12 protein-coding genes are annotated in these 16194 nt (G+C 67.4%); 7 read left to right on the top strand and 5 right to left on the bottom strand.

Going from position 1 to position 16194, the window contains the following annotated elements; all coding sequences use genetic code 11:
• Window positions 1-58: 58 nt before the first annotated feature.
• A complete protein-coding gene (locus tag Bsp3421_RS14370) occupies window positions 59-808 on the bottom strand; it encodes a TIGR00730 family Rossman fold protein (protein WP_273996606.1) in 750 nt (249 codons plus the stop codon).
• 2 nt (window positions 809-810) lie between these two features.
• Between Bsp3421_RS14370 and polA the strand changes: the two genes are divergently transcribed.
• Both polA and Bsp3421_RS14360 read left to right on the top strand, forming a co-directional pair.
• A complete protein-coding gene (gene polA / locus Bsp3421_RS14365) occupies window positions 811-3588 on the top strand; it encodes a DNA polymerase I (protein WP_273996605.1) in 2778 nt (925 codons plus the stop codon).
• A 235-nt stretch (window positions 3589-3823) separates the two neighbouring features.
• Entirely contained in the window at window positions 3824-5152 is a 1329-nt protein-coding gene (locus Bsp3421_RS14360; RefSeq protein WP_273996603.1) for an NAD(P)/FAD-dependent oxidoreductase, read from the top strand.
• A 67-nt stretch (window positions 5153-5219) separates the two neighbouring features.
• Here the strand turns inward: Bsp3421_RS14360 and Bsp3421_RS14355 are convergent, their stop codons facing one another.
• Window positions 5220-7004: a TadG family pilus assembly protein gene (locus tag Bsp3421_RS14355; protein ID WP_273996601.1), complete on the bottom strand. Its 1785-nt coding sequence runs from the start codon at window positions 7002-7004 to the stop codon at window positions 5220-5222.
• Window positions 7005-7633: 629 nt separating this feature from the next.
• Here Bsp3421_RS14355 and Bsp3421_RS14350 point away from each other — a divergent pair.
• Entirely contained in the window at window positions 7634-8509 is an 876-nt protein-coding gene (locus Bsp3421_RS14350) for a dienelactone hydrolase family protein (protein ID WP_273996599.1), read from the top strand.
• Between the two features lie 18 nt (window positions 8510-8527).
• Here Bsp3421_RS14350 and Bsp3421_RS14345 read toward each other — a convergent pair whose 3' ends face one another.
• Both Bsp3421_RS14345 and Bsp3421_RS14340 read right to left on the bottom strand, forming a co-directional pair.
• Entirely contained in the window at window positions 8528-9397 is an 870-nt protein-coding gene (locus Bsp3421_RS14345; protein ID WP_273996598.1) for a sulfurtransferase, read from the bottom strand.
• 98 nt (window positions 9398-9495) lie between these two features.
• Complete coding sequence (locus Bsp3421_RS14340) at window positions 9496-10602, bottom strand: aromatic ring-hydroxylating oxygenase subunit alpha (RefSeq protein WP_273996597.1); 1107 nt, start codon at window positions 10600-10602, stop codon at window positions 9496-9498.
• A gap of 259 nt (window positions 10603-10861) precedes the next feature.
• Here Bsp3421_RS14340 and Bsp3421_RS14335 point away from each other — a divergent pair, with 259 nt between their 5' ends.
• The 4 genes from Bsp3421_RS14335 (at window position 10862) to folE2 (ending at window position 14958) form a co-directional block, all read left to right on the top strand.
• The gene (locus Bsp3421_RS14335; RefSeq protein WP_273996596.1) at window positions 10862-11155 is read left to right on the top strand and encodes an exodeoxyribonuclease VII small subunit; all 294 of its coding nucleotides are present in this window, start codon (window positions 10862-10864) and stop codon (window positions 11153-11155) included.
• A complete protein-coding gene (locus Bsp3421_RS14330; RefSeq protein ID WP_273996595.1) occupies window positions 11152-12036 on the top strand; it encodes a polyprenyl synthetase family protein in 885 nt (294 codons plus the stop codon). Before Bsp3421_RS14335 ends, Bsp3421_RS14330 begins: the two co-directional genes overlap by 4 nt.
• A gap of 88 nt (window positions 12037-12124) precedes the next feature.
• The gene (dxs, locus tag Bsp3421_RS14325; protein ID WP_273996594.1) at window positions 12125-14029 is read left to right on the top strand and encodes a 1-deoxy-D-xylulose-5-phosphate synthase; all 1905 of its coding nucleotides are present in this window, start codon (window positions 12125-12127) and stop codon (window positions 14027-14029) included.
• A gap of 119 nt (window positions 14030-14148) precedes the next feature.
• Complete coding sequence (gene folE2, locus Bsp3421_RS14320; RefSeq protein ID WP_273996593.1) at window positions 14149-14958, top strand: GTP cyclohydrolase FolE2; 810 nt, start codon at window positions 14149-14151, stop codon at window positions 14956-14958.
• Between the two features lie 95 nt (window positions 14959-15053).
• Here the strand turns inward: folE2 and tsaD are convergent, their stop codons facing one another.
• Window positions 15054-16094, bottom strand: coding sequence for a tRNA (adenosine(37)-N6)-threonylcarbamoyltransferase complex transferase subunit TsaD (gene tsaD, locus Bsp3421_RS14315; protein WP_273996592.1), 1041 nt, complete (start codon window positions 16092-16094; stop codon window positions 15054-15056).
• Between the last annotated feature and the right edge of the window lie 100 nt (window positions 16095-16194).

Raw genomic sequence — 16194 nt, 5'->3', positions numbered from 1 at the left:
GGCGCCGCGAGGCGTCCGCCCGTTCCATCGCGCGATGCGCGATCACGTCGTCACGATTTCACAGATAGAACATCCGGTCTTCCTCGGGACGCGGCGGCTGCGAATCGTCGCCTTCATCGCCGCGGTCTTCGTAGAACGCCATCACGGCTTCGAGCACTTGATCCGGATCGTCGATCACCTGCATCAGGTTCATGTCGTCCGGGTTGATGAGGCCCATCGGGATCAACTGGTCGCGGAACCATTGCAGCAGCCCCTGCCAGAAGTCGCTGCCAACGAGGATGATCGGCACGAGGCGCGACTTCTTGGTCTGGATCAGCGTGAGGACTTCGGACAGCTCATCGAGCGTGCCGAAGCCGCCCGGCATCACGATCACCGCGTCCGAGTTCTTGACGAACGTGACCTTGCGCGTGAAGAAATGGCGGAAGCGCAGCGAGATGTCCTGGAAGTGGTTGCCGGCCTGCTCGTGCGGCAGCTCGATGTTGAGGCCCACCGACGGCGCCTTGCCGGCGTGCGCGCCCTTGTTGGCGGCTTCCATGATGCCGGGGCCGCCGCCGGAGATCACGGCGAAGCCGGCGTCGGACAGCTTGCGGGCGATCTGCACGGCGAGCTTGTAGTGCGGCGTATCGGGCTTCAGGCGCGCGGAACCGTAGATGCTGACAGCCGGGCGGATCTCCGACAGGTACTCGGTCGCCTCGATAAACTCTGCCATAATCGTGAACATCTGCCACGAAGCGCGGGCCTTCTTCGCCGTCGCGCGTTCTTGATCTGCGAGCGAACGCAGACTCGGAATCACTTTTCTCTTGTCCATAAATGCCTGAAGAACTGAACCTGGAAGGTAAGACCCTGCTATTGGTGGATGGTTCGAGCTACCTGTACCGGGCCTACCATGCGATGCCGGATTTGCGGGGCCCCGGCGGAGAGCCGACCGGCGCGCTCTACGGCATCATCAACATGTTGCGCCGGATGCGCAAGGAAGTCACGGCAGAGTATAGCGCGTGCGTGTTCGATGCAAAGGGCAAAACCTTCCGCGACGATCTCTACGCGGAGTACAAGGCCAACCGGCCGTCGATGCCCACCGATCTCGCGCAACAGATCGAGCCGATCCACACCGCGGTGCGCGCGCTGGGCTGGCCGCTGCTGATGGTCGAAGGCGTCGAGGCCGACGACGTGATCGGCACGCTTGCCAAGGCGGCCGAGCAGCGCGGCATGAAGGTGATCGTGTCGACGGGCGACAAGGATCTCGCCCAGCTCGTCACCGATCGCGTCACGCTGATCAACACCATGACGAACGAGGTGCTCGATCGTGACGGCGTGATCGCGAAGTTCGGCGTGCCGCCGGAGCGGATCGTCGATTACCTGACGCTGATCGGCGACACGGTCGACAACGTGCCGGGCGTCGACAAGTGCGGGCCCAAGACCGCGGTGAAATGGCTGACGCAATACGCGACGCTCGACGGCGTGGTCGAGCATGCGGCCGAGATCAAGGGCGTGGTCGGCGACAACCTGCGGCGCGCGCTCGATTTCCTGCCGCTCGCGCGCACGCTGGTGACGGTCGAGACGGCCTGCGACCTCGACGCGCAGGTGGAGTCGATCGAGGCGTCGCTCGCGACGGGCGGCGAGCAGCGCGAGCCGCTGCGCGAGATCTTCTCGACCTACGGTTTCAAGACCTGGCTGCGCGAGATCGACAGCGCGCCGGCGGCCGCCGCGGCCGATGCGGACGCGGGCGCCGGCACGGGCGCCGTCGCGGCGACGCCCGGGTCGGGCGAGCTGGCCTTCGCGGCGGAGCGGAACTACGAGACCGTGCAGACCTGGGCGCAGTTCGACGCCTGGCTCGCGAAGATCGAGGCAGCCGAGCTGACCGCGTTCGATACCGAGACGACCTCGCTCGATCCGATGCTCGCGCAGGTGGTCGGCGTGTCGCTGTCGGTCGAGCCGGGGCATGCGGCCTATATTCCGCTCGCGCATCGCGGGCCGGATCTGCCGGAACAGCTGCCGCGCGACGACGTGCTCGCGAAGCTCAAGCCCTGGCTCGAGAACCCGGCGCGCAAGAAGCTCGGCCAGCACATGAAGTACGACGCGCAGGTGCTCGCGAACTACGGCATCGCGCTGAACGGCATCGAGCACGACACGCTGCTCGAATCGTACGTGCTGGAATCGCACCGCACGCACGACATGGACAGCCTCGCGCTGCGTCACCTGGGCGTGAAGACGATCAAGTACGAGGAGGTTGCGGGCAAGGGCGCGCAGCAGATCGGCTTCGACGAGGTGTCGCTCGAACAGGCCGCCGAATACGCGGCGGAGGACGCGGACATCACGTTGCAGCTGCATCAGGTGCTGTATCCGCAGGTGCGGCGCGAGCCGGGCCTCGAGCACGTGTATCGCGACATCGAGATGCCGGTGTCGCTCGTGCTGCGCAAGATGGAGCGCACCGGCGTGCTGATCGACAGCGCCCGCCTGCAGGCGCAGAGCCAGGAGATCGCGATGCGCCTCGTCGAGCTGGAGCAGGGCGCGTACGAGCTGGCGGGCGGCGAATTCAACCTCGGCTCGCCGAAGCAGATCGGCCAGATCTTCTTCGAGACGCTGCAGCTGCCGGTCGTGAAGAAAACGCCGAGCGGCGCGCCGTCGACCGATGAAGAGGTGCTGCAGAAGCTGGCGGAGGACTACCCGCTGCCGAAGCTGCTGCTCGAGCATCGCGGGCTGTCGAAGCTGAAGTCGACCTACACCGACAAGCTGCCGCGCATGGTCAATCCCGATACGGGCCGCGTGCACACCAACTACGCGCAGGCGGTGGCGGTGACCGGGCGGCTGGCGTCGAACGATCCCAATCTGCAGAACATTCCGGTGCGCACGGCCGAAGGGCGGCGCATCCGCGAGGCGTTCATCGCGTCGCCGGGTTGCAAGATCGTGTCGGCCGATTATTCGCAGATCGAGCTGCGCATCATGGCGCACATTTCGGGCGACGAATCGTTGCTGCGCGCCTTCGCGCACGGCGAGGACATTCACCGCGCGACGGCCGCCGAGGTGTTCGGCGTGACGCCGCTCGAAGTCAGCTCGGACCAGCGGCGCATCGCGAAGGTGATCAACTTCGGCCTGATCTACGGCATGAGCGCGTTCGGCCTCGCGTCGAACCTCGGCATCACGCGCGACGCGGCGAAGCTCTACATCGACCGCTACTTCACCCGTTACCCGGGCGTCGCCCATTACATGGAGGACACCCGCGCGAGCGCGAAGGAGAAGGGTTACGTCGAGACCGTGTTCGGCCGCCGCCTGTGGCTGCCGGAGATCAACGGCGGCAACGGCCCGCGCCGCCAGGCGGCGGAGCGCGCGGCGATCAATGCGCCGATGCAGGGCACGGCCGCCGATCTGATCAAGCTGTCGATGATCGCGGTCGATCGCTGGCTCGAGGCCGACGGCCTGGCCTCGCGGATGATCATGCAGGTGCACGATGAACTGGTGCTCGAGGTGCCGGAGGCCGAATTGCCGCGGGTGCGCGAGAAGCTGCCCGAAATGATGTGCGGGGTGGCCAAGCTCAAGGTGCCGCTCGTCGCCGAAGTCGGCGCGGGCGACAACTGGGAAGAGGCGCACTGATCCGCCGGCCGCGCGTCGCGCCCCGCGGCGCGTGGCATATCGTCGCGAACATGGCATTTATGTATATTGCTTGCTTGTCGTCAAGGCGTCTGCTCCGGGACAATGTCCGGGTGGGCGCGCCGGCCTGGCGGGCGGCGGCCAATACGGTGTCCGGATGGTTCCGGGCGCCGGCCTGACGGGGTGGCTGTCCGCGCCCCTGCGCCCAGGCAGTGTTGAATCGCACAAGGGGGATCGGATGCATCGTTTCATTATCATCGGCGGCGGCGCGGGCGGCCTGGAACTGGCCACCCGACTGGGCGACCGCTATGGCGCACGCGGCAATCGGCCCGCAAGCGCACTGGTCACGCTGGTCGACCGCTATCCGACCCATATCTGGAAACCCCTGCTGCACGAAGTGGCGGCGGGCAGCATGGATCCATTCACGCAGGAGCTGGAGTACGCGGCGCAGGCGCGCTGGCACGGCTTCGAATTCCAGCAGGGCGAACTGACCGCGCTCGATCGCAGCGCGAAACGCATCACGCTCGCATCCGTCAACGACAGCGACGGCGAGGAACTGCTGCCGCGGCGCGAGCTTGAATACGACACGCTCGTGATCGCGATCGGCAGTACGACGCATTTCTTCGGCGTGCAGGGCGCAGCGGAAAACGCTATCGCGCTCGATACCGTCGGCGAAGCCGAGCGCTTCCGCAAGCGCCTGATTGCCGCGTGCATGCGCGCCGAGCACCAGCCGGTCGATCCGCAGGCGGATCCGTCGGAGCCGCGCATCCAGGTGGCGATCGTCGGCGGCGGCGCGACGGGCGTCGAGCTGTCCGCCGAGTTGCGCAACACCGCGCAGGTGCTGTCCGCGTATGGCCTGCACAAGCTCGATCCGCGCCACGATGTCGGCATCGTGCTGGTCGAATCGGGGCCGCGCATCCTGCCCGCGCTCCAGGAGCGCGTGTCGACCGCGACCGCCGAGCTGCTCGAAAAGCTCGGCGTCAAGCTGATGCTCGGCGAGCGCGTCATCGAGGTCGCTCCGGGCGTGGTGCGCACCGCGAGCGGCAAGAGCGTGCGGGCCGACCTGACGGTCTGGGCGGCCGGCATCAAGGCGCCGTCCGTGCTCGCCCAGCTGGACGGGCTCGAGATCAACAAGCTCGGCCAGCTGGTGGTGAGCCGCACGTTGCAGACCGTGACCGACGAGAACGTCTTCGCGCTCGGCGACTGCGCGGCCTGCGAATGGCCCGGCAACGAGCGCAACGTGCCGCCGCGCGCGCAGGCTGCGCACCAGCAGGCGAGCTTCCTGCTGAAGGCGCTGGCCGCGCGCCTGTCGAACCAGTCGCTGCCGCAGTTCACCTACCGGGATTTCGGCTCGCTGGTGTCGCTCGGCCATTTCAGCGCGGTCGGCAACCTGATGGGCGGCCTGATCGGTGGCAACATGCTGATCGAGGGGCTGTTCGCGCGGTTCATGTACATGTCGCTGTACCGGCTGCACATCGCTGCGCTGCACGGCTACCCGCGCATGGTGCTCGACACCGTCGCGCACTGGCTGCGGCGCTCGACGCTGCCGCGCGTCAAGCTGCACTGACGATGTCCTTCGCGGGCGCGGCGCGCCCGCGACCCCTTCCACGCGGGCGTTCGCCCGCGTTTCCCCTTTACTGATAGACGAGCGTCGACACGCCGCAGCTGAGCGCGATGTCGTGGATCGTGCTTTCGCCGACCTGCACGCCGAGCGTTTGCAGGAGCGGCACGACCGCGGCGTCGAGTCCGCCGAGCACGGGTGTCAGTGCGGTGTTGAGGAAGCTGCCGAGCGCGGATTCGACCGGCGTGAGCGGCAGCGACAGGCCGCCCAGCAGCGTGACCTGGGTTTGTTGCAGCGAGGCGCCGAGGCCGGACAGCGCGTTCCCCAGCACGCTGCCGACGCCGTTCGCGTTGGTGCTCTGATAGCCGCCCGTGGTGCCGTAGAAGGTCAGCGTGGGCGCGGTCGCGGCCGGGACGCTGGCGGGCAGCGCGGCGAGCGCGGTGATCTTGACGAGATTGAGCACGTTGACGAGGGTGGCGGGCGTCGAGCAGCTGAACGGCTGCGACGCCGACATGTTGGTGGGCGCGTTGCCGACGCACAGATTCGCGATCCCGGTCTGCACGCCGATGACCGACGCGCAGGTCGCGGTCGACGCGGTGCACGCGGCCGATTGCAGCCAGCCGGTGCCCGATGCGACCTGCAGCGACAGCGGCAGGCTCACCTGCACCGGCACCAGCGCGCCGAGCAGGCCCAGCGGCAGGTTGGTGGTGCCGAGACTGACGTTCAGGTAAAGGCGGACCTGTGCGGTCCGCGCGACGGTGCGCCAGGTGTGCGATACGGGATCGATGCCGCCTTCGCCGATCGCGATCACGGGCGGCTGGATGATCTGCATCTGCACGGTCGCGCCCTGGCCGCCGATGCTCAGGCCGCCGGTGAGCGTGAGCGCCGACTGGCCCGCCGCGATTTCCGCCGCGGTCATCAGGATATCGAACGGACTGATCATCGCGTTGAGCGCGGTCTGCGGATCGGACAGGTTGACCGCGAGCAGCCCCGGCGTGCTCGTCGAATTGCCGAGCGCGATGTTCTGGCTGTTGGTGTAGGTTGCGCTCGCGATCGAGCTCATCGTGCTGAGGTCGGTCTGCAGGTTCGTATTGACGACCGTGGTGGCCGCCAGCGCGCTCGACAGCCAGCTGGCGAGGGTCGGCACGCTGACCTGCATGGCCAGCAGCTGGTTGACCGTGCTGGCGCCCGCCACGTTCATCAGGTCGCTGACCTTGATGTGTGCGCTGGCGAGGCCTTCATAGGAGACGAGCGACAGGTTGAGGTTGGTGCCCAGCATCGTGTTGAGCAGCGTGTTGACCGCGCCGCCCTGCAGCTGCGCGAGCGTGGTGCCGATCGAGTAGGTCCCGATGTCGGTCGCCTGCGCGACGCTGACCGCGGAGACGGTGCGCGCCGGGCCGAGGAAATAATAGGGCACGCTGCGCGTGACCGTGACCTGCACCGCGTTGAGCTGCGCGTCGGAGCCCGCTGCGGGGGAGGCGGCGGCCGTGTAGAAGCTCGGGCCGCTGTTGTCCTTCAGGTCCCAGCGCCCGCAGGCCGTGCTGAGGGTCTGGCCGGCCACGGTGCTGTCGAAGCCGTTCGCGAGCGCGACCGATTGCGCGGTGACGGGCGGTTGCACGCAGCCGTCGTCCATCCGTTCGGCGGCGGCGAGCGCGGTCATGTCGGCGATGCTTTGGAGCTGGCGGCGCTGGTAGAACAGGTTGCCGATGTCGATCGCGCCGAGCGCGACCATGGCGACGGCCAGCGCGAGCACCGCGAGCGTGGCGAGCGAGCCGCGCTGGCGGCGCGGCGGCGCGCGTCGGCCGGTCCGGCTGACGGGAATGGGCCCGACGGGCGTATGGCGAGGTGACTGTTCCATTCCTGCCTCGTGTGCAACGGCATGGCGCATGTGCCCGCCTGACGGGGCGGGGCCGGGGCGCGTGCGGGGCGGCGGACCGCCGCGCCTGCACGCGGTGTCACGCCCCGTCATGCTTGGAAATCAGGGCGAAGCGGATTCCTTTTAAGCGATTTTTCATGGCGCTTGAATGAATGATGTGGATAGGTTGATTTATTTTGCAATCCGATCTTTTTACCGGGTTGGGTGGTGGGGAGGGCCTTCCCGTAAGGGTTTTGCTGGGTTGTGGCGTGATTTTCCGGTGCGCGGATCGGGTTGTATGACTGTGAGCGGATTTAAATTGGATTAATAAAATTTACTGCCCGGGTGAGGCGGTGGAATATCGTTGCGCATTGGCCGATGCATGCATTTCATGGCGACATGCGGGGCGCGGTGGCGCCCGAGCGCCATGCGTCGGCGCTGTGGGGCGCGCACCCGTGCCGGTTGACGCCGATGCCGGTTCTTGGGCATCGTGTGCGCTTCCGGCGGCGCGGAGCCGGCGACGGGCGGGCGGTTCGGGCGCCCCGGGCCATCCGCCGCCTTGCCGGTTTCCCGATCCGAACCCGGCCGCGCGGGTGGGTTGCACGCGGCCTTACCCTAGGAGCGTTGCCATTATGTTGAAGCCCGAGGTCGACAGTCTGGTTCCCCACGTTCCGTTTACGCGCCGCCGCTTCGTCCAGGCGGCGCTCGGCGGCAGCTTCGCGGCGGCGGTGCTGCCCGTGTCCGCGCAGACCATCACGACCGACAGCGCGGGGCTGGAGGCCGGAACGGTCGAGGTCCGTTCTGGCGATGCGAACGTGCCCGCCTATCGCGCGCAGCCGGCAGACAAGACGAATCTGCCGGTGATCGTGGTGATCCACGAGATCTTCGGCGTGCATGCGCATATCGCGGACGTGTGCCGCCGTTTCGCGAAGCTCGGCTACCTGGCGATCGCGCCGAACCTGTACGCGCGCCAGGGCGATCCGTCCGCCTATCCGACGATCCAGGCGCTGTATCAGGCGGTGGTGAGCAAGGTGCCCGACCGGCAGGTGAGCGAGGATCTCGACGCGACGGTCGAATGGGCGGGGAAGAACGGCGGCGATCTGAGCCGCCTGGGCGTGACGGGCTTCTGCTGGGGAGGGCGGCAGGCCTGGCTGTTCGCGGAACACAATGCCCGCGTGCGCGCGGCCGTGGCCTGGTACGGCATGGTGGTCGGCGACGCCACCGACATGACGCCGTTCAGCCCGGTCGACCATGCCGCGCAACTGAAGGCCCCGGTGCTGGGCCTGTACGGCGCGAAGGACACGAATATCTCGCAGGAATCGCTCGGGCAGATGCGCACGCGTCTCGTGGCCGCCAAGACCCGGGCCGGCAGCGAATCGGAGATCCTCGTCTATCCGGACGCCGGGCACGCGTTCTTCGCCGATTACCGCCCGAGCTACGTGAAGGCGGACGCCGAGGACGGCTGGAAGCGCGCCCTCGCGTGGTTCCGCAAATACGGCGTCATGTGACGCGCGGCCGCCTCCCGTTTACGGATTCGGCCCGGTTGCGACCGGGCGGCCCGGATCCGCGCTCCATTCGCTCCACGAGCCGCCGTACAGCGCGGCGTCGTGCAGCCCGGCGATCTCCATCGCCAGCGCGTTGTGGCAGGCGGTGACGCCCGAGCCGCACTGCAGGATCACTCGGTTGGACGGGGTGTCGCCGAGCACTGCGGCGAACGCTGCGCGCAGGTCATGGCCGCTCTTGAACCGGCCGTCGGCGGTGAGGTTGTCCTTGAAGAAATGATTGCGCGCGCCGGGAATGTGGCCGCCGACGCGGTCGAGCGTTTCGTTCTCGCCGCGATAGCGGTCGGCCGCGCGCGCGTCGATCACGAGCCGGTCTTTGGTCGTCAGGTTCGCGAGCACCGCCTGCACGTCGACGGCCGCCGCGAGCGGAGCTTGCGCGCGGAAATTGCCGGGCGTCGCGGCTGGCCGGTCCGAGGTCAGCGCATGTCCCGCGGCCTGCCAGGCGGGCAGGCCGCCGTCGAGCACCGCGACCGAATCGTGGCCGAGCCAGCGCAGCATCCACCACAGGCGCGCCGCGTACATGCCGCCTTGCGCGTCGTAGGCGACGACCTGCTGGTTCTGCGCGAGGCCGCGCGCGGCCAGCGCGGCTGCCAGCGCGTCGCGCGCGGGCAGCGGGTGGCGGCCGTTGGCGCCGGTCTTGGGGCCCGACAGGTCGTGGTCGAGGTGCAGGTAATGCGCGCCGGGGATGTGGCTTGCCGCATAGGCGGCTTCGCCCGCGTCGGGATTCGCGAGATCGAAGCGGCAATCGAGGATCAGCACGCTGTCGGGCGCGGCAGCCAGACGTTCGGCGAGGTTGTCCGCCGAGATCAGCGTGGTGTAGTGGGTGTGAGGCATGAGACGGCTCCTGATGAAGAAACGGGCCAGATGCTCTAAGTCTAAACAAAAAAAGACGGGCCGCAGCCCGTCTTTTCATGGTTCCCGCCGCGCGCGCGTCACAGCGTGCCGAGCTGGCGGCGCAGGAATTCGTGGAAGTGCTGCATGCCGTCTTCCATCGGGCTCTGGTACGGGCCCACCTGCGATTCGCCGCGCTGCATCAACGCGCGCCGGCCGGCGTCCATCCGCATCGCGATCTCGTCGTCCTCGACGGCGGTTTCCATATAGGCGGCGCGCTCGGCCTCGACGAATTCACGCTCGAACAGCGCGATTTCCTCGGGGTAATAGAACTCGACGATGTTGGTCGTCTTCTGCGTGCCGCGCGGAATCAGCCAGGACACCACGAGCACGTGCGGATACCACTCGATCATCAGGCCCGGGTAATAGACCATCCAGATCGCGCCGAACTCCGGCGGCACGCCGCCGCGGTAGCTCAGCACCGCGTCATGCCACTTCTGGTACGTCGGGCTGCCGGGCTTCGCGAGCGCGTTGTGCACGCCGACCGTCTGCACGCTGTACCAGTCGCCGAACTCCCACTTCAGGTCGTCGCACGACACGAAGCTGCCGAGCCCCGGGTGGAACGGGACGACGTGGTAGTCCTCGAGGTAGACCTCGATGAAGGTCTTCCAGTTGTAGTCGCACTCGTGGACCTCGACGTGATCGAACTGATAGCTCGAAAAGTCGAAGTGGTGCTTGGTGCCGAGCTGCGCGAGGTCGTGCGCGACGTCGCGGCCCTCCGCCTCGAACAGCAGCCCCTGCCAGTTCTGCAACGGCGTCGCGTTGAGGTTCAGGCAGGGCTTGTCGGGGAAGTGCGGCGCGCCGAGCAGCTGGCCTTGCAGGTCGTAGGTCCAGCGGTGCAGCGGACAGACGATGTTCTGGGCCTGGCCGCGGCCGTTCAGCATGATCGCCTGACGGTGGCGGCACACGTTCGACAACAGCTCGATCCGTGACGCCTGGTTGCGCACGAGCACGCGGCCCTCGTTTTCGGAGGGCAGCGCAAAATAGTCTCCCGCCTCGGGCACCATCAATTCGTGCCCGATATAGCGAGGTCCTTTCTTGAAAAGGGTTTCGATCTCGCGCTCGAGGAGCGCCTCATCGAAGTAAGCGGTGACTGGAAGCTGGCTGTGTGCAGACTTCAACTGCAGCGAGTCGCTCAGATTGGACATTCCCACTCCCGGTGTTAGCGTGAAAGCAGTGAACAACCCAACCATCGAAAAATCGATTTAGGGGAACCGGTGATTATACCTGGATCGGTATACTTGGGGTGGGATAAGTACCTGATTTACGTCAAAATTTCCCGGGCGCCTTGCCGCGCCCCAGCGGCGCGGGGCCGGATCGGAGGCTTGTGGCCCCAAGTCGGCAGGTCGGGAATTCTGCTTTTGCCGTAGAATGTCCGACTTGTTTTGAAATTTGACACCCCGTCCCATGGCGAAAACCGCACCCAAGGGCACCGCACCGGCAGATGCCGGCCCCGACGCGCTGCCGGAAAATTATGAGGCAGCGCTCGCGGAGTTGGAGGCGCTGGTCGCCCGGATGGAGAGCGGCGCGCTGAGCCTGGAAGACTCGCTGACGGCCTACCGCCGGGGGGCGGTACTCGTTGCGTTTTGCCAACAACAACTTGAGAAGGTGGAGCAGCAGGTGCGCGTGCTGGATGGCGCGACACTGAAGCCGCTTGCCGCCGGAATGACCGCCACGGACGGCGGAGACGACGATCTATGACATTCGAACAATGGACGCGCACAGTGCTCGAGCGCGTCGAGGAAGCACTCGGCCGGTATTTGCCGGCTGAAACCGAGGTGCCCGCGCAACTCCACGAGGCGATGCGTTATGCCGTCCTCGGTGGCGGCAAGCGGGTTCGGCCGCTGCTGTGCCATGCAGCGGGCGAACTGACCGGCGCGACCGAGGCGGCGTGCAACGCTGCCGCGGCGGCGCTCGAGATGATCCACGTCTATTCGCTCGTGCACGACGACATGCCGTGCATGGACGACGATGCATTGCGGCGCGGCAAGCCCACGGTACATGTCAAATATGACGAACCGACGGCGCTCCTGGTCGGCGACGCGCTGCAGTCGCAGGCGTTCGTCGCGTTGACCGACGCGGCGGTGCTGACGCCGGCGCGCCAGGCCGCGCTGGTGCGCGAGCTGGCGCTGGCGAGCGGCTCGATCGGCATGGCGGGCGGTCAGGCGATCGATCTGGCGAGCGTCGGCCATACGCTGACGCGCGAGCAGCTGGAAACGATGCACCGGATGAAGACGGGGGCGCTGCTGCGCGCAGCGGTCCGGATGGGCGCGCTGGCCGGCGAGACGCCCTCGGACGACGCGATGCGCGCGCTCGACGCCTATTCGGCGGCGGTGGGCCTGGCGTTCCAGGTGGTCGACGATATCCTCGACGTGACCACCGATTCGGCGACGCTCGGCAAGACCGCCGGCAAGGATGCGAAAGACGGCAAGCCGACCTACGTGTCGATCATCGGTCTCGATGCATCGCGCGCGCTTGCCGCGCAGCTGCGCGCCGACGCGCATGCCGCACTGGAACCGTTCGGCGCCCGCGCGCAGCGCCTTGCCGAACTGGCCGACCTGGTAGTGAACCGGGTCAGCTGACGCGAAAGCCCGCCGCCGCGCGCGTGGCCATCCGGCCTGCGCGCGCTGAAGAGTGCGGGCGCGTTTGTTTTCCTACACTGGAACGACGATGTACGACTTGCTGAAAACTATCGACGCCCCGGCAGACCTTCGCCGCCTCGACCGTCGCCAACTGCAACCGCTCGCCGACGAGCTGCGCGCGTATGTGCTCGACAGCGTGTCGAAGACGGGCGGCCATTTGTCGTCCAACCTCGGCACGGTCGAACTGACGATTGCGCTGCACTACGTCTTCAATACGCCGAACGATCGCATCGTGTGGGACGTGGGCCATCAGACCTACCCGCACAAGATCCTGACGGGCCGCCGCGACCAGATGCATTCGCTGCGCCAGCAGGACGGCATCTCGGGCTTCCCGCGCCGCTCGGAGTCGGAATACGACACCTTCGGCACGGCGCACTCGAGCACCTCGATCTCGGCCGCGCTCGGCATGGCGCTCGGCAGCCAGCTGCAAGGCGACGATCGCTTCTCGATCGCCGTGATCGGCGACGGCGCGATGACGGCGGGCATGGCGTTCGAGGCGATGAACAACGCGGGTGTGAGCGAGGACGCGAAGCTGCTCGTGATCCTGAACGACAACGACATGTCGATCTCGCCGCCCGTCGGCGCGCTGAACCGCCATCTCGCCCGCCTGATGTCCGGCCGCTTCTACGCAGCCGCGCGCGCGGGCGTCGAACGCGTGCTGAGCGTCGCGCCGCCCGTGCTCGAGCTCGCGCGCAAGCTCGAGGAGCACGCCAAGGGCATGGTCGTGCCGGCGACGCTGTTCGAGGAATTCGGCTTCAACTATATCGGGCCGATCGACGGCCATGATCTCGATTCGCTGATCCCGACGCTGCAGAACATCAAGGAACTGCGCGGGCCGCAGTTCCTGCACGTGGTCACGAAGAAGGGGCAGGGCTACAAGCTCGCCGAAGCGGACCCGGTGCTGTATCACGGGCCGGGCAAGTTCAACCCGGCGGAAGGCATCAAGCCGTCGGCGACGCCCGCGAAGAAGAGCTACACGCAAGTGTTCGGCGAATGGATGTGCGACGCGGCGGAACTCGATTCGCGCGTGGTCAGCATCACGCCGGCGATGCGCGAGGGCTCGGGGCTCGTCGAATTCGAGAAGCGCTTCCCGGATCGCTACTACGACGTCGGCATCGCCGAGCAGCACGCGGTGACGTTCGCGGCGGGCCTCGCGACGGAAGGGCTGAAGCCGGTCGTCGCGATCTACTCGACGTTCCTGCAGCGCGCGTATGACCAGCTGATCCACGACGTCGCGCTGCAGAACCTGCCCGTCGTGTTCGCGATCGATCGCGCGGGCCTCGTCGGCGCGGACGGCGCGACCCATGCGGGCGCCTACGATCTCGCGTTCATGCGCTGCATCCCGAACATGACGGTGATGGCTGCGTCCGACGAGAACGAGTGCCGCCAGATGCTGTACACGGCGCTCCAGCAGCCGAACCCGACCGCGGTGCGCTATCCGCGCGGCGCGGGCACGGGAGTCGCGACAGTCAAGGAAATGACCGCGCTGCCGGTCGGCAAGGGCGAAGTGCGTCGTCGCAGCGCGCAGCCCGAGGGCAAGCGCGTGGCGATCCTCGCGTTCGGCACGATGGTTGCGCCGTCGCTCGCGGCGGCGGAGGAACTGGACGCGACCGTCGCGAACATGCGCTTCGTGAAGCCGGTCGACGCCGAACTCGTGCGCGAGCTGGCCGAAACGCACGACGTGCTGGTGACGGTCGAGGAAGGTTGCGTGATGGGCGGCGCGGGCTCCGCGTGCGTGGAAGCCCTGATGGAGAGTGGGGTTATCCGGCCCGTAATACAATTGGGCCTCCCTGACCGCTTCATCGATCACGGCGAGCCCGCGAAACTGCTGTCGCAATGCGGCCTGGATGGCGCGGGCATCGCGAAGTCGATTCGCGAGCGCTTCCTGAGTCCGGCGGCCGACGTGGCCAGCCAGGCCAAGCGGGTTGCCTGAGCGAAGCGGTCTTCTCCGTTTCAGGAATACATGGGCCTGCGGGCCCATGTTGCTTTTCCGGCAGGCCCCGCGCAGGGGTGCGGCGTCATGCCGCGTCCGGCTTTTGAGGATCGAACAAGATGAACCAGATGAATCCCGCCTTCGTGATGCCCGACGTGCAGAGCACGGTCGATACCCGTCAGATTCCGATCCAGCGCGTCGGTGTCAAGGCGGTGCGTCATCCGTTGACGGTGCTGGCCGCGGACGGCGCGGTCCAGCCGAGCGTCGGGACCTGGGATCTCGACGTGCATCTGCCGGCCGATCAGAAGGGCACGCACATGTCGCGCTTCGTCGCGCTGCTGGAAGAGCACCAGGCGCCGCTCACGCTCGCCGCGTTCCGCACGATGCTGGCCGGGATGCTCGAGAAGCTCGAGGCCGAGGCGGGCCGCATCGCGGTGTCGTTTCCGTACTTCGTGAACAAGACGGCGCCGGTGTCGGGCGTGCGCAGCCTGCTCGACTACGAAGTCACGCTGACGGGCGACGTGCGGGGCGGCGTGACGCGCCTGTTCCTGAAGGTGCTCGTGCCGGTGACGAGCCTCTGCCCGTGCTCCAAGAAGATCTCGCAGTACGGCGCGCACAATCAGCGTTCGCATGTGACGATCGACGCCGAGCTGGGCGACGACGTGCCGGTCGAGGATCTGATCCGCATCGCGGAGGAAGAGGCGTCGTGCGAGCTGTGGGGCTTGCTCAAGCGGCCCGACGAGAAGTTCGTGACCGAGCGCGCCTATGAGAATCCGAAGTTCGTCGAGGACCTGGTGCGCGACGTCGCGCAACGGCTCGATCAGGACGGCCGGGTGGTCGCGTATGTGCTTGAAGCCGAGAACTTCGAATCGATCCACAATCACAGCGCCTATGCGTTGATCGAGCGCGACAAGCGCGTGGCCGCGTAAGACCCCGGCGCAGCGGTTCATGCAAAAAGGCCCGTCCTGATGGACGGGCCTTTTTGCTGTGGGCCGGTTCTTCGCCTGCTGCGGCGGCGGCGGGATCAGCGCGCGAGCGATGTCAGATCCCAGCGCGGCTTTACCGTGAAGGCGTAGTCGCGGCTCGCGTGTTCGGGCCAGCGCGCGAGCCGCAGCGCGCCCGCGAGCGCGATCATCGCGCCGTTGTCGGTGCATAGTGCGAGGTCGGGGTAGTGCACGTCGAAGCCGCGCTTGCGGGCCGCGGCCGACAGCGCATCGCGCAGCTGCCGGTTCGCGCCGACTCCGCCCGCGACCACGAGGCGCTTGAGTCGGCTCTGCTTGAGCGCGCCGAGCGATTTCGCGACCAGCACGTCGACCGCCGCATCGACGAAGCCGCGCGCGAGGTCCGCCTTCGCGCGTTCGAGCGCGGCGCCGTCGAGCCCGGCGGCCTCGATCTTCTTCATGTGGGTCAGGACGGCGGTCTTGAGGCCGCTGAAGCTGAAATCGAGATCGCCCGAGTGCAGCATGGGGCGCGGCAGCACGACCGCGCCGGGCGTGCCCGATTCCGCGAGCTTCGAGACTTCGGGGCCGCCGGGGTAGCCGAGGCCGAGCAGCTTCGCGGTTTTGTCGAAGGCCTCGCCCGCCGCGTCGTCGAGCGTTTCGCCGAGGGTTTCGTAGACGCCGACGTCGGTGACCCGCATCAGTTGGGTGTGGCCGCCCGACACGAGCAGCGCGACGAACGGAAACGGCGGCGGCTCGTCGACGAGCAGCGGCGACAGCAGGTGGCCTTCGAGGTGATGGATGCCGATCGTCGGCTTGTCCCACGCCATCGCGAGTGCGTTCGCGATGCTCGCGCCGACCAGCAGCGCGCCGGCGAGGCCGGGGCCCTGGGTGAAGGCGATCGCGTCGATATCCTCGCGGCGCGCGCCGCTTTCCGCCAGCACTTGTTCGAGCAGCGGCAGGGCGCGCCGGATATGGTCGCGCGAGGCAAGCTCGGGCACGACGCCGCCGTATTCGCGATGCATGGCGATCTGCGAGTGGAGGGCATGCGCGAGCAGGCCGCGGGACGTGTCGTACAACGCGAGGCCGGTTTCGTCGCAGGAGCTTTCGATGCCGAGAACGAGCATGGTGTGGGGCGGGCGGCTGCACGGGCGCAACCCGGAATCAACGTAACGGAAAAGTATAACAGTGCGGCCCGGCGGCTCGCCGGCGCCGGCGGGCGACGCG

The organism is Burkholderia sp. FERM BP-3421 (genome assembly GCF_028657905.1).
GTDB lineage: Bacteria > Pseudomonadota > Gammaproteobacteria > Burkholderiales > Burkholderiaceae > Burkholderia.
This window is presented reverse-complemented; position numbering and strand designations above follow the sequence as displayed.

What these genes read in the sequence shown, in the direction of transcription:
- Bsp3421_RS14370 (WP_273996606.1), bottom strand. Translation starts at nt 808, where the DNA reads ATGGACAAGAGAAAAGTGATTCCGAGTCTGCGTTCGCTCGCAGATCAA.
- polA (WP_273996605.1), top strand. Translation starts at nt 811, where the DNA reads ATGCCTGAAGAACTGAACCTGGAAGGTAAGACCCTGCTATTGGTGGAT.
- Bsp3421_RS14360 (WP_273996603.1), top strand. Translation starts at nt 3,824, where the DNA reads ATGCATCGTTTCATTATCATCGGCGGCGGCGCGGGCGGCCTGGAACTG.
- Bsp3421_RS14355 (WP_273996601.1), bottom strand. Translation starts at nt 7,004, where the DNA reads ATGGAACAGTCACCTCGCCATACGCCCGTCGGGCCCATTCCCGTCAGC.
- Bsp3421_RS14350 (WP_273996599.1), top strand. Translation starts at nt 7,634, where the DNA reads ATGTTGAAGCCCGAGGTCGACAGTCTGGTTCCCCACGTTCCGTTTACG.
- Bsp3421_RS14345 (WP_273996598.1), bottom strand. Translation starts at nt 9,397, where the DNA reads ATGCCTCACACCCACTACACCACGCTGATCTCGGCGGACAACCTCGCC.
- Bsp3421_RS14340 (WP_273996597.1), bottom strand. Translation starts at nt 10,602, where the DNA reads ATGTCCAATCTGAGCGACTCGCTGCAGTTGAAGTCTGCACACAGCCAG.
- Bsp3421_RS14335 (WP_273996596.1), top strand. Translation starts at nt 10,862, where the DNA reads ATGGCGAAAACCGCACCCAAGGGCACCGCACCGGCAGATGCCGGCCCC.
- Bsp3421_RS14330 (WP_273996595.1), top strand. Translation starts at nt 11,152, where the DNA reads ATGACATTCGAACAATGGACGCGCACAGTGCTCGAGCGCGTCGAGGAA.
- dxs (WP_273996594.1), top strand. Translation starts at nt 12,125, where the DNA reads ATGTACGACTTGCTGAAAACTATCGACGCCCCGGCAGACCTTCGCCGC.
- folE2 (WP_273996593.1), top strand. Translation starts at nt 14,149, where the DNA reads ATGAACCAGATGAATCCCGCCTTCGTGATGCCCGACGTGCAGAGCACG.
- tsaD (WP_273996592.1), bottom strand. Translation starts at nt 16,094, where the DNA reads ATGCTCGTTCTCGGCATCGAAAGCTCCTGCGACGAAACCGGCCTCGCG.